The sequence below is a fragment of the Janthinobacterium sp. 64 genome, from assembly GCF_002813325.1.
Taxonomy (GTDB): domain Bacteria; phylum Pseudomonadota; class Gammaproteobacteria; order Burkholderiales; family Burkholderiaceae_D; genus Janthinobacterium.
On sequence record NZ_PHUG01000001.1, the window covers coordinates 1,792,570 to 1,805,055 of the forward strand.

The following is a 12,486-nucleotide window of genomic DNA, read 5'->3' on the forward strand; positions in this document are numbered from 1 at the left end:
CGTCTGTTTTCCGACAGAACGACATAATTTATCGAATTAAGGCCAAGCTGATGGGTGTACCTATCCTCCACCATACCCGCATGTGTCCGCCAAGGGAGGCACCCAGTGCGAGCATCCCCGTGACCATGGTCGCGCGCGACCTGCAACCCGATGAATTTTTATTACCGCACAGCCACCCCTGGGGCCAGGTCACCATGGCGCTCGAAGGCGTGCTGCGCATTACCGCCAACAACAGCAGCTGGGTGCTGCCGCCCATGCGCGCCATCTGGATCGCGCCGAACGTCGAGCATGCCGTCACGATACTGGAAAAAACCCGCTTGCGCCCCCTGTGCATCCATGCCGCGCGCGCGCCGTTCGCGGGCCGCGACTGCAAGGTGCTGGAAGTGTCGAGCCTGCTGCGCCAGCTGATCATGGCGCTGGAACAGCTGGACCCGGGCCAGGAACCGGCGCGCGAGGCGCTGCTGGCCGAACTGATACTCGACGAGCTGAAACGCTCGGACACGCGTCCCATCCGCGTGCCCTTGCCCAGCGACAAGCGCCTGAAGACCCTGTGCGACAGCCTGATCGACAAGCCCGGCCTGAACCAGACACTGGAACACTGGGCGCAACAGGTCGGCGCCTCGGAGCGCACCCTGGCGCGGCTGTTCGAACGGGAATTGGGCATGAGTTTTGGCCAGTGGCGCCAGCAGGTGCGCCTGGCGCACGCGGCACCGCTGATCGCGCGCGGCGTGCCGCTGTCGCAGGTGGCCGAAGAACTGGGCTACGCCAGCCAGTCGGCCTTTTCCGCCATGTTCAAGAAGACTTTCGGCAGTTCGCCATCGGCCTTCTTTGCGCAGGGCGACAGAATCTAGCCAACTGGAAAGCGCGCCGATACAGCGCTCAGGGCAAGGCGCAGCGCCGCAGGCAGTACGCTAGTACGGCAAGGCGGTGCAACGCCGCCATGGGCGCTTTAGCGGTGCGCTCTTAAGCCATGAAGTCAAATAAAGAGTTTTTACCGGTATAACCCGGCAAGGCCGGGTTCGTGCCCATCTGTTCCTGTGCCGTATATGCTTTCACCAGCGCCTGCGCCTGCGCCGTCAGCGCCTTGGCCAGCACGGCTTTCTTGTTGTTCAGCGTGGTGATGTCCTTGCCCACCGATTGCACTTCCTTGCGGATGATGCTCGTTTCGCCCGTCAGCTCACCGATCTTGCTGGAAAACTGGTCCGCCACGCCCTTGCCGTTATTCGTAAACAGCTTGCTGACGGCGTCCGGATCGGCGGCGATGGCGGCCTTGAGTTTTTTATCGTCGAGTACCAACTCGCCGCTCTTGCCCAGGGTCACGCCAGCGCTGCCCAGGATGGAAGCGGGCACGCCCGTGCTGGCCGTGCGCAGCACTTGCTCCATCTGCGAGCGCACCTGGCCCAGGGCCGTGTCGGACTTCAAATCGCCCTGCTGCAGGCTCTGCAGCTTGCTGTTGAGCTCATTGTAGGCCGTGACGAAGCTGGCCACGTTACTGGCGATCTGGCTGCTGTCCTTGGCGATGACGAGGTCCGTCGTGCCTGTTTTCTTCAATTCGATGGTGGCGCCCTCGACGGCCGTCGTCAGGGTATTCGTGGCGCTCTTGATGTCCTTGCCGTCGACGGTCAGCAGCGCATCCTGCGCGGCGGCCGTCTGCTGCAGACCTTTGCCGGCACCGGGCGCATAGCTGAGCAGGTTGCTGACTGCCGCGTCGCCGGCCACGCTGATGCGCATGCTGCTGTCGGCGCCGCTCTTGCCGTTCAGGGCCAGCGCATAGCCATCCGGGCCCTTCACCACGCTGGCGTCGATGCCCTGCTGCTTGAGCGCGGCGGCGATGCCGTCGAGGCTATTGTTGCTGCTGTCTATCGTCAGAGAAATGACCTTGCCGCTGCCGGGGGTAAATTGCTTGCCGTCGGTCGCGCCCACTTCGATCTTGACCAGCGCGGGCGCCCCCGTGCCGATCGCCGCGCTCGATGTTTTCTGCGCGCCGCTGACCAGTGTCTGTCCCTGTGCCAGCTGCTTGACGTTCAATGCATGGCTGCCGCTGGCGGCCTTGTCGGTGGTGGTGGCGCTCAGCACATCCTTGCTGCTGGAGGTGGCCGACGTGGCCAGGCCGCTGCCGGCCATGTTCTTGGCCACGGTCTGGAATTTCGCCAGCGCCGATTGCAACTGGCCCAGGCCCGAGAACTTGGCCTGGTCGCGCGCCAGGCTGGCATTGAGCTTGACGACGCCCGTGTTCTGCGACTGCATCTGGCGCTCCACCTTCGCATACACATCGGCCGAGATATTGCCCTGCGTCGTCTGTTGCGTGTTGTTGGTGTAAGCCTTGCTGTTGATGGTCGAATTAAACATGGTGGGCATTCCCGTCGGGTGTAAGGTCATGGCACACGGTTCAGGTCATGACCGCGCGCTGCGCTGAAAACGGACAGCAAGCGCACGTGGCGCGGCAAGGTCCCTCTTCTGGTTGATAATTATGCAGTATTACCGGAATATCAAAACAGCGAACAGAACAGGTTTTTCCTGACTGCAAACCCATATGCACCATTTTAGCGCATTGCACCGGCAGCACTGCTCGGGCGCGCCTCAGCGCATGAATTTCGAAATGGCGCTGCTGACAGCCATGTCCAGTTGCAGGAAAGTAAGTCCCACCTTGAAACCTGCACTGCTGAAAATGCAGTGCGAGACGGATGCGCGCGCCTCGATGATGTGGGCCGCGCCATCGTAAAACAACTCGAACAGCACCTTGCCCTGCTTGCCTGTCGGCACCGGCTCCGCGATGACGGCCGCCATGCCGCCCGGCCCCACATCAAGCGTGCGCGCCGCCACGGGCCCCGCGCCATCCATTACCAACATTGCCTTGGCACGCAATATCTTGCGTGCGCCCTGCCTTTGCTCAACTGACACTATATTCCGCTTCTCTAACTATGCATTGTCGATGCGAACTCGCTGCGCGAATCCATCGGACGAATATTATAGTTCCAAACGGAAATTTTGTTTGACTTGTCTCAAGCTTGGCATTTACACCATACCAACTCTTACTCCAGGTCGCGCAATTTGTTAAACGCTTCGTCGATGCGCTCGACGCCGATAACCTTAAGGCCCTCGATAACCTGTTTCGGCAAATTGGACTTGGGCACCACGGCCAGGGTAAAGCCCAGCTTGGCCGCTTCGCGCAAGCGTTCCTGGCCCCGTGGCGCAGGGCGGATTTCGCCGGCCAGGCCCACTTCGCCAAACACGACCAATCCCCGCGGCAAGGGTTTGTTGCGCATCGACGAGTTAATCGCCAACAACACGGCCAGGTCGGCCGCCGGTTCCGTAATCTTGACGCCGCCGACGGCATTGATGAACACGTCCTGGTCGAACGCGGCGATGCCCGCGTGGCGGTGCGCCACGGCCAGCAGCATGGCCAGGCGGTTCTGCTCCAGGCCGACGGACAGCCGGCGCGCATTCGGCAAGTGGCTGGTATCGACCAGGGCCTGGATTTCCACCAGCAGCGGGCGCGTGCCTTCCTGCGTCACCATCACGCAGGAACCGGGCACCTGGTTGTCGTGCTGCGACAGGAACAGCGCGGACGGATTCGACACCCCTTTCAAGCCCTTTTCCGTCATGGCGAACACGCCCAGTTCGTTGACGGCGCCGAAACGGTTCTTGATGGCGCGCACCAGGCGGAAGCTGGAATGGGCGTCGCCTTCGAAATACAGCACCGTGTCGACGATGTGCTCGAGCACGCGGGGGCCGGCCAGCGCGCCCTCTTTCGTCACGTGGCCGACTAAAATGATGGTCACGCCCGTCTGCTTGGCCGCGCGCGTCAGCTGCGCCGCGCACTCGCGCACTTGCGCCACGGAACCGGGCGCCGAGCTGAGCGCGTCGGAATACACGGTCTGGATCGAATCGATGACCACCACTTCCGGCTTCAGGTCGTTCAAGGTGGAGAGGATCTTTTCCAGCTGGATCTCGGCCTGCAATTTGAGTTCCTTGGCATCGATGACGAGGCGCTTGGCGCGCAAGGCGATTTGCGCGCCGGACTCTTCACCACTGACGTACAGCACGCGCTTGTGGTGCGACATGTTCGCCAGCGCCTGCAGCAGCAGGGTCGACTTGCCGATGCCGGGATCGCCGCCGATCAGCACCACGCCGCCCGCCACCATGCCGCCGCCCAGCACGCGGTCGAATTCTTCGATGCCCGTGCCGAAGCGGGGCACGTCGATGGCGTCGATATCGTCGAGCGACAGCACGGGCGCCGTCTGCGCCAGCGACATGTGCTGCGGGTTCGAATAACGGTTGTTGCCGCCCGTTTCGGGCAGGGTTTCCACCATGGTGTTCCACTGGTTGCACGAGGTGCATTGCCCCATCCATTTATTACTGATGGCGCCGCAATCACTGCAGGTATAGATGGTCTTGACTTTTGCCATGGTGTACTTTGCTCAGGTAAAATGAAACAGCTGGTTATATATACAGTATATACAAACCGCGCTTGCGCGTCACCTACGCTTCGCTCACCGGTACGCGCGGCGCCAATGCGCACATCAGCTCGTAGCCGATGGTGCCGGCGGCCAGCGCCACCTCGTCGATCGGCATGCCCTGGCCCCACAAAGTCACGCTGCTGCCGACCCGCGCGCCCGGCACGTGCGTCAAATCGACCATCAGCATGTCCATCGAGACCCTGCCGATGAGTCCCGTGCGCACGCCGTCGACCAGCACGGGCGTGCCTTCGGACGCATGGCGCGGATAGCCATCCGCATAGCCGCAGGCCACCACGCCCACCTTGATATTGCCAGCCGCTGCGTAGCGGCTGCCGTAACCCACCACTTCGCCTGCGGCGATATCCTGGATACCGATGATACTGCTGCGCAAGGTCATCGTGGGCAGCAAGCCGAACGCCTGCGCCGAGGTGCCGCCAGGAGCGCCGCTGGGCGTGCCGCCATACAGCATGATGCCGGGGCGCACCCAGTCGCTGTCCAGATGGTGCAGCAGCAAGCCGGCCGAATTGCACAGGCTACGTGGCAAGGCCGCATCTATACTGGCCGCGCCCGCTTCAAAACGCAGCATCTGCTGTTCCAACGGCAAGCGCGTGGGCGCCGCCTCGTCCGCATTGGCGAAATGCGTCATCACGGTGATCGTGCCGACGTGCGGCATGGCGCGCAAGCGCGCATACGCAGCCGCCACGGCAGCCGGCGTAAAACCCAGGCGATTCATGCCCGTATTCATCTTCAGATGCACATCGATGGCATGCGGCAAGCGCGCCGCTGCCAGCATGGCGATCTGTTCTTCGCAATGTACGCTGCCATTCAAGCCATATTGCGCCATGACGGGCAAATCGCTGGCGTCGAAAAAGCCTTCCAGCAGCAAGATAGGCTTGGTCCAGCCCAGTTCGCGCAGGCGCACGGCGTAATCGACCTCGACCAGCGCCAGGCCATCGGCGTCGGCAAAGCCCCGCATGGCCCGTTCCAGGCCGTGGCCATAGGCATTCGCCTTGACGACGGCCCACACCTTGGCGCCGCGGGCGCAGGCACGCGCGCGCGCCAGGTTGTGTTGCATGGCATCGAGATGGATGGTGGCGATGAGGGGCCTGGGCATATGCGTCGTTCACGGCGGGTGGGAAAGCCGTATTTTACCGGATGCACAGTACGCCAGCACTGCAGGCGCCCAAGGTCGTGTGCAGAGGACATCATTTATAAAATGCTCACATCTATGTGTATTTTTCTACGGCAGAAAAATTAAGCTTCACTTAGGCAAGACTATGCAAAGCAGCCCCTGCCAAACTTGGGGTTTGCCGTTTTTTCGTGGTATAAAGCAAGCCAGATATGATTTCAGGCAATCCAGAATGAATCGTGGTTTTTATACCATCATGGCGGCGCAGTTCTTTTCCTCGCTGGCAGATAACGCCCTCTTTTTTGTCGCCGTCGATTTATTGGTGTCCATGAAATCCCCGGCGTGGATCACGCCGCTGCTCAAATTGTCGTTCGTGCTGTTTTACGTGCTGTTGGCCGCTTTTGTCGGCGCCTTCGCGGATGCATTGCCGAAAGGCAAGGTCATGTTCATCGCCAACATGGTCAAGATCTTCGGCTGTGCCCTCGTCTTCTTCCACGTGCATCCTTTGCTGGCCTACGCCGTCGTCGGCTTCGGCGCGGCCGTGTATTCGCCCGCCAAGTACGGCATCCTGACGGAATTGCTGCCGCCGGAAAAACTGGTCGCGGCGAATGGCTGGATCGAAGGCTTGACCGTCACCTCCATCATCCTTGGCACCGTCATGGGCGGCGCGCTCGTCAGCGGCCACGTGTCCGACATGCTGCTATCCATCGACATCCCCCTGATCGATACAGGCATCACCAGCAAGACGGAAGCGGCCTTGTGCGTGGTAGTCGGCATCTACGTGATGGCAACCCTGGCCAACCTGAAGATTCCCGACACTGGCTGCGTGTATGCGCACCAGGAACGCAACCCTATCAAACTGATCACCGATTTTGCCAATTGCTATTCCATCCTGTGGAAAGACAAGCTGGGCCAGATCACCCTGGCCGTGACGACCCTGTTCTGGGGCGCTGGCGCCACCTTGCAACTGATCGTGCTGGAATGGGCCAAGCAATCGCTGAACATGCCGTTCGACAAGGCGACCAGCCTGGTGGGCGTGGTCGCCATCGGCGTGGCCGCTGGCGCAGTGCTGTCGGCACGCTTCATTCCGCTGCGCAAATCGCTGACCGTCATACCGCTGGGCATCGCCATGGGCGTAATCGTCATGATGATGACGCAAGTGCACTCCGTATGGATCGCCTACCCGCTGCTGATACTGATCGGCGCCCTGTCCGGCTTCTTCGTCGTGCCAATGAATGCCCTGCTGCAACACCGCGGCCACGTGCTGATGAGCGCAGGTCACTCCATCGCCGTGCAGAACTTCAACGAAAACCTGTCGATTCTCACCATGCTGGCCGTGTATTCGATCATGATCCGCCTGCACCTGCCGCTCAACATCATCATCACCCTGTTCGGCCTGTTCGTCGCCGGCACCATGTACATGATCATGCGCAGGCACAAGCTGAACCAGGCGGAGCACGACAATCTGTCTTTGATTGGCGAGCAGAAACACTAATTTTGGGGTCAGACCCGACGGGTCTGACCCCAGCATTACGCTGGTAGCGCGCCTGTTATCCGCCGCGCGGCAGCCTGCTCCGTCCAGTCATGCGGCACGACAAAACCGCGCGTGCGCTCCACTTCCCAGCCTTCGATAGTATCCACCGTGGCCACCATCACCGGTTGTGCCAGATCAAACAACTGCGCCCGCAAGGCATCCACGTCCAGCACCTCCACGTCGCGGCCCTTGAACGGCGCCAGCCATTGCAATCGGGGCAGCACGACGTAGCGCTGCTGCGGCAATTGTGCCGGCGTGCACCAGAAGCCATGCCCATGTTCCGGGGAAATACCGTCCATGGCGGGCGTCGCGTCTGCCGCATAAAACAGCCAGCCCTTGACCAGCGCCTGCGCCGCGCGCACGGGCTGCGACAGCAAGCTTTGCGCGGCCGGATGGCGTGACAAGGCCAATTGCTTGTCGATAATCTTGCACATCTTCAAGCCCAAGGTGTCGGCCAGATTCGGGCCGATCAGGTGGTTGAAGACGCCCGGATCGGGTGCGCCTTCGAGCAGGTAGAACTTGGTGGCAAATTCCCAGTGCAGCAACGCGTCACCCTCCGTCCCGTCACGCAGCAGGAAATCGAACTCGCCGACCGTGTCGTTGCGGTTCACCTGCACTTGCAAGCCATGCGCAGCGAGCACGCCGTGCTGCTCAAAATAAAAGGCCAGCAGCTTTTCAGCGTACAGGCCCAGGCGGGAATAGAATTTCGGCCCCAGCGCCGCATCGAGCGGCGACGGATCATCTTGCAGCGCCCCCAGCCATGCCGCCACGGCAGGCGTGACGGAAGGCAAGCTGGCAATGCGCCCGCCCCAGTGGGCGCTGGCGGGATCGAGCAAGTCGGGCGAGTCGAGCAGCCAGGCCAGCGCCCGCACCCGGGGGTGCGTCAGATGGCCCCAGCGGCGCTCGAAGCGGGCCTGAAAGCTGTCAAGCACCGTGCGTGCTTTTCGCCAGGCACAGGTCGGCCCAGGCACGCGCCTTGGCCTTGCCCGTCCCATCCTGCAGCAACATTTCCGGGTGGAAGGTCGCCACGACGGAGGCATTGCCCAGCTGGCGCACCGTGCCGCGCACGGGTTTTTCGCCGGGATTGATGCCGGCGGCGGCCATGGAACCGAGGGTGACGATGGTGCGCGGCTGCAGCAGGGCCAGTTCGCGCTCGAAATACGGGCGGCAAGCGGCCGACTCCGATTCGGTGGGCAGGCGTTCCTGGCCCGCCTCGTCCAGCGGACGGCATTTCAGCAAGTGCGTGATGTACACGTCGCTGCCCGCATCGAGGTCGATGGCCTTGAGCATATTGTCGAGCAATTTGCCCTGCTCGCCCGGCAAGGCGCGCCCTTCGCGTTCTTCCAAACGCGACGGACTGCTGGCCAGCATCAGCCAATCACCGTGCCGATCGCCACGACCCATGACGACGCCCTTGCGCGTCTTGCACAAGTCGCAGCGCGCGCACTTGGCGACGGCGGCCGTCAAGCCTTCCCAGTCGAGGGTGGCGATAGCGGCGTCGCTGAGCTGCTTCACTGGCGCGGGTGCGGGCGCATCGTCGAACCAGGCCGTGTCGTCAGGGACTGGCGTAGCGGCAACGGCGACAAATGCCTCGACTTCCACGACTTCCACCGCGGCAAGCACTTCGATCACGGGAGCAGGTGCAGGCGCAGCAACCTCGGCCACGGCCACGGCCACATCCATTTCCACGGCAGCCTCGACGGCGACGTCAACCGCCTCGGGCGCAACACCCTGGCGCAAGCGCCACAGGGGGCCGACGCCCATTTCATCGAGGAAAACGGCGCTGCGGCTCATAAGGTATAACGCATCACGATGGCGTCCTCACGTTGCGAATTGGCGGCAGGATAATATCCCTTGCGCCGGCCGATCTGTTCAAATCCATAGCGCTGGTAAATGTCGAGCGCGCGCACGTTGGACGGGCGCACTTCCAGCAGCATCGATTCCATGCCCAGCTGGCGCGCGCAGGCGCAGGACTGGTTCAGCAGGAAGCGGCCCAGTCCCTGACCCTGGATGGCGCCCTCAACGGCCACGTTGAGCAAGTGCGCCTCGTCGACCACCAGCATCAGCAAGAAGTAGCCAAGCAGGGTGCCATCCACCTCGCGCAAGACCCAGGCCGGATAGCCGCTCTTGAGGGAATCGACAAAGTTGCCATGCGTCCAAGGATGCGGATACACGCGCTGCTCCAGCGCCAGCACCTCAGCCAGGTCCGCCTCACGCATCGGCTGATAGTCAAGGCGCAGCAAGTCCCAGCCGGCAGCACTGTCCTGGCCCTGCTCCATCATTGTGCCGACTCCGCAGCGGCCTTGGCCAGTTGCATCTCGTGCCGTTCCGCGCTCGTGTAAGCGATCTTGTTGCGCAAATACAAAGGCTGCGCCTCGGCCGCCGTCACGCACTGGCCGGTCGCAAAGGCGATGCGCGCCAGCTGCGCCACTTGCACGGCGTGCGGCATGATGGCGGCGTCCGCGCTGGCGGCGCACGGCAGCGCGGCCAGGGCGTCGGCATAGGCGCCAAAGCCGTTGCCGCAACCGGTGACCTCGCCTTGCGGCGCCACGCCGGCCGGCGCGCTCAGGGCAGGCGGCGCAACAATCTGCAAGCCATCCCGATAATCATATTGCGCCCAGTACACTTCGCCCATGCGGGCGTCGAGCACGGTCACGATGCGTTGCGCGCCATGCTGCTGGTGGCACGCGAGCGCCATGGCGTCGAGGGTGACGACGGGCACGACGGGCAGACTGGCGCCATACGCCAGGCCTTGCGCGATGCCGCAAGCCGTGCGCACGCCCGTAAACGAGCCGGGGCCTGAGCCGTAGGCGATGGCGTCGACGTCCGCCAGAGTCACGCCCGCTTCGGCCAGCAATTCCTGCACCATGGGCAGGATGGACTGGGAATGGGTGCGCACGCCCGACGAGGCGCGGGACAGGACGACATCGCCGCGCAGCAAGGCGCAGGAGGCGAGTTCGGACGACGTTTCAATAGCAAGCAGGGTGGGAAGTAAGGTAGACATAGCGTATTTTACCTTGCCAGGCCCGGAAGCGGCACGCCGTGCCGGTCAACAACAGCCCACTTGCACAGCCCGTGCGCGAGGACGGCTATAATAAAAGGCTAAGCTGATTGCTTGACCGGCGTCATTGCGCCATGCCTGGCAATCCATACGCGACACTATCACCCCACTCTTGCCCTGGTCCGCTCCGTGAATCCACTTCTTGCCAAACTGCAACCATATCCATTCGAAAAGCTGCGCCAGCTGTTTGCCGGCGTGACGGTCAATCCCGAGTATGCGCCCATCAGCCTGGGCATGGGCGAACCCAAGCATCCGACGCCAGCGTTCATCGAGCAGGCCTTGGTCGACAATATCCACGGCCTGGCCAGCTATCCGACCACCATCGGTTCGGAAGCCTTGCGTACCGCCATCGCCGGCTGGCTGGAACGCCGCTATGGCATCCCCACGCTCAATCCTGCCACGCAAATCCTGCCCGTGAACGGTTCGCGCGAAGCGCTGTTTGCGCTGGCGCAAACGGTGATCGATCCGTCGGCCGGTTCGCTCGTGATCAGCCCGAACCCGTTTTACCAGATCTATGAAGGCGCGGCCTACCTGGCCGGCGCGGAACCGTATTTCGTCAATTCCGACCCGGCGCGCAACTTCGGCTGCGACTACGACAGCGTACCGGCCAGCGTGTGGGAAAAGGTCAAGCTGCTGTTCCTGTGTTCGCCCGGCAACCCGACGGGCGCCGTGCTCACCTTGACGGACTGGGAACATCTGTTCGCGCTGTCCGAACGCTATGATTTCGTCATCGCCGCCGACGAGTGCTATTCCGAGATCTACCACGGCGACACGCCCCCGCTGGGCGCGCTGCAGGCGGCGCACATGCTGGGCCTGTCCACGATCGAACGTCCGTATGCGCGCCTGGTGGTGTTTTCCAGCCTGTCGAAGCGCTCAAACGTGCCGGGCATGCGCTCGGGCTTTGTCGCCGGCGATGCCGAAGTGCTGAAAAAATTCCTGCTCTACCGAACCTACCACGGCGGCGCCATGAGCCCTGCCGTGCAGGCGGCCTCCGTCGCGGCCTGGAACGACGAAACCCATGTCGAGGAAAATCGCGCCAAGTACCGCGCCAAGTTCGACGCCATCACGCCGCTGTTGCAAGCGGTGATGGACGTGCAATTGCCAGACGCCGGCTTCTACCTGTGGGCCGACGTCAGCCGCACGGGACTGTCCGACACCGAATTCGCGCAACGCCTGTACGCCGAATATAATGTCACGGTATTGCCTGGCAGCTACCTGGCGCGCGACGCGCACGGCATCAATCCGGGCCGCAACCGCATCCGCATGGCCCTGGTGGCCGAAACGGCCGAAGGGCTGGAAGCCGCACTGCGCATAGTAAAATTCTGCCAGCAGCTTTCCGCATCCGCATCAACCAACTAATTAATAAGACATCATCATGAGCCAACAACTGCAAACCATCATCGACCAGGCCTGGGAAAACCGCGCCGAGATCAATCCGCGCAACGGCACGGCCGAACTGCGCGACGCCGTCTCCCACGTCATCAATGGCCTGGATAATGGCAGCATCCGCGTGGCGGAAAAAACCTCGGGCGACTGGGTCGTCAACCAGTGGGTCAAGAAAGCCGTGCTGCTGTCGTTCCGCCTGGAAGACAACGTCGTCCTGCCGTCCGACGGCACGATGCAGTTCTACGACAAGGTCCCGACCAAGTTCGCCAACTACACGGCCGAAGACTTCGCCAAGGGCGGTTTCCGCGTGGTGCCGCCAGCCGTTGCCCGCCGCGGCAGCTTCATCGCCAAGAACGTCGTGCTGATGCCGTCCTACGTCAACATCGGCGCCTACGTCGATGAAGGCGCCATGGTCGACACCTGGGCCACCGTCGGTTCGTGCGCGCAGATCGGCAAGAACGTCCACCTGTCCGGCGGCGTCGGCATCGGCGGCGTGCTGGAACCTATGCAAGCGAACCCGACCATCATCGAAGACAACTGCTTCATCGGCGCCCGTTCGGAAATCGTCGAAGGCGTGATCGTCGAAGAAAACTCGGTCATCTCGATGGGCGTCTACATCGGCCAGTCGACCAAGATCTACGACCGCGCCACGGGCGAAGTGACCTACGGTCGCGTGCCAGCCGGCTCCGTCGTGGTCTCGGGCAACCTGCCTTCGGAAGACGGCAAGTACTCGCTGTACTGCGCCGTGATCGTCAAGCGCGTGGATGCAAAAACCCGCGCAAAAACGGGCATCAACGAACTCCTGCGCGGCATTTAATCAGCGCGCTGTAACGCATTCGCAAGACCTGAATGTCCCGCTTCGGCGGGACATTTTCATTTCCAGCTAGTAACTTCAATCGTCGCGCAGCCATCGCCC

Annotated in this window: 12 protein-coding genes; 4 read left to right on the forward strand and 8 right to left on the reverse strand. The window is 62.4% G+C overall.

From position 1 onward, the window contains the following. Positions 1-50: 50 nt before the first annotated feature. A complete protein-coding gene (locus tag CLU91_RS07840; RefSeq protein ID WP_198521280.1) occupies positions 51-851 on the forward strand; it encodes an AraC family transcriptional regulator in 801 nt (266 codons plus the stop codon). 112 nt (positions 852-963) lie between these two features. On the opposite strand, the gene fliD is transcribed toward CLU91_RS07840, so the two are convergent. The 4 genes from fliD to alr form a co-directional block, all read right to left on the reverse strand. Beyond that, the gene (gene fliD / locus CLU91_RS07845; RefSeq protein ID WP_100876633.1) at positions 964-2,349 is read right to left on the reverse strand and encodes a flagellar filament capping protein FliD; all 1,386 of its coding nucleotides are present in this window, start codon (positions 2,347-2,349) and stop codon (positions 964-966) included. 231 nt (positions 2,350-2,580) lie between these two features. Further along, a complete protein-coding gene (locus tag CLU91_RS07850) occupies positions 2,581-2,901 on the reverse strand; it encodes a PilZ domain-containing protein (protein ID WP_269800625.1) in 321 nt (106 codons plus the stop codon). A gap of 131 nt (positions 2,902-3,032) precedes the next feature. Beyond that, on the reverse strand, positions 3,033-4,409 hold the full coding sequence (gene radA, locus CLU91_RS07855) for a DNA repair protein RadA (RefSeq protein WP_046683923.1): 1,377 nt from the start codon (positions 4,407-4,409) through the stop codon (positions 3,033-3,035). Positions 4,410-4,482: 73 nt separating this feature from the next. Next, positions 4,483-5,574 (reverse strand): alanine racemase, encoded by a 1,092-nt coding sequence (gene alr / locus CLU91_RS07860; RefSeq protein ID WP_100873705.1) that lies wholly within the window; start codon positions 5,572-5,574, stop codon positions 4,483-4,485. 247 nt (positions 5,575-5,821) lie between these two features. Here alr and lplT point away from each other — a divergent pair, with 247 nt between their 5' ends. After that, on the forward strand, positions 5,822-7,084 hold the full coding sequence (gene lplT, locus CLU91_RS07865) for a lysophospholipid transporter LplT (RefSeq protein ID WP_100873706.1): 1,263 nt from the start codon (positions 5,822-5,824) through the stop codon (positions 7,082-7,084). 35 nt (positions 7,085-7,119) lie between these two features. Here the strand turns inward: lplT and CLU91_RS07870 are convergent, their stop codons facing one another. From CLU91_RS07870 to tsaB, 4 genes are read right to left on the reverse strand one after another with little or no spacing between them, the layout of a single operon-like run. Next, a complete protein-coding gene (locus CLU91_RS07870; RefSeq protein WP_232730667.1) occupies positions 7,120-8,055 on the reverse strand; it encodes a DUF1853 family protein in 936 nt (311 codons plus the stop codon). Beyond that, entirely contained in the window at positions 8,048-8,917 is an 870-nt protein-coding gene (locus CLU91_RS07875) for a uracil-DNA glycosylase (protein WP_100873708.1), read from the reverse strand. Before CLU91_RS07875 ends, CLU91_RS07870 begins: the two co-directional genes overlap by 8 nt. Continuing rightward, complete coding sequence (gene rimI / locus CLU91_RS07880; protein WP_442906600.1) at positions 8,914-9,402, reverse strand: ribosomal protein S18-alanine N-acetyltransferase; 489 nt, start codon at positions 9,400-9,402, stop codon at positions 8,914-8,916. Before rimI ends, CLU91_RS07875 begins: the two co-directional genes overlap by 4 nt. Next, positions 9,402-10,127, reverse strand: a complete 726-nt coding sequence (tsaB, locus tag CLU91_RS07885) for a tRNA (adenosine(37)-N6)-threonylcarbamoyltransferase complex dimerization subunit type 1 TsaB (protein ID WP_198521281.1) — start codon at positions 10,125-10,127, stop codon at positions 9,402-9,404. Before tsaB ends, rimI begins: the two co-directional genes overlap by 1 nt. A 186-nt stretch (positions 10,128-10,313) precedes the next feature. Here tsaB and dapC point away from each other — a divergent pair, with 186 nt between their 5' ends. Both dapC and dapD read left to right on the forward strand, forming a co-directional pair. Further along, positions 10,314-11,543 (forward strand): succinyldiaminopimelate transaminase, encoded by a 1,230-nt coding sequence (gene dapC / locus CLU91_RS07890; protein ID WP_100873710.1) that lies wholly within the window; start codon positions 10,314-10,316, stop codon positions 11,541-11,543. A gap of 16 nt (positions 11,544-11,559) precedes the next feature. Next, the gene (dapD, locus tag CLU91_RS07895) at positions 11,560-12,387 is read left to right on the forward strand and encodes a 2,3,4,5-tetrahydropyridine-2,6-dicarboxylate N-succinyltransferase (RefSeq protein WP_070223998.1); all 828 of its coding nucleotides are present in this window, start codon (positions 11,560-11,562) and stop codon (positions 12,385-12,387) included. Positions 12,388-12,486 lie beyond the last annotated feature (99 nt).

Excerpts from the sequence above, each read along its gene's own strand:
- radA (WP_046683923.1), bottom strand. The coding sequence starts at position 4,409 with ATGGCAAAAGTCAAGACCATCTATACCTGCAGTGATTGCGGCGCCATC.
- CLU91_RS07875 (WP_100873708.1), bottom strand. The coding sequence starts at position 8,917 with ATGAGCCGCAGCGCCGTTTTCCTCGATGAAATGGGCGTCGGCCCCCTG.
- tsaB (WP_198521281.1), bottom strand. The coding sequence starts at position 10,127 with ATGTCTACCTTACTTCCCACCCTGCTTGCTATTGAAACGTCGTCCGAA.
- CLU91_RS07840 (WP_198521280.1), top strand. The coding sequence starts at position 51 with ATGGGTGTACCTATCCTCCACCATACCCGCATGTGTCCGCCAAGGGAG.
- alr (WP_100873705.1), bottom strand. The coding sequence starts at position 5,574 with ATGCCCAGGCCCCTCATCGCCACCATCCATCTCGATGCCATGCAACAC.
- fliD (WP_100876633.1), bottom strand. The coding sequence starts at position 2,349 with ATGTTTAATTCGACCATCAACAGCAAGGCTTACACCAACAACACGCAA.
- dapD (WP_070223998.1), top strand. The coding sequence starts at position 11,560 with ATGAGCCAACAACTGCAAACCATCATCGACCAGGCCTGGGAAAACCGC.
- rimI (WP_442906600.1), bottom strand. The coding sequence starts at position 9,402 with ATGGAGCAGGGCCAGGACAGTGCTGCCGGCTGGGACTTGCTGCGCCTT.
- lplT (WP_100873706.1), top strand. The coding sequence starts at position 5,822 with ATGAATCGTGGTTTTTATACCATCATGGCGGCGCAGTTCTTTTCCTCG.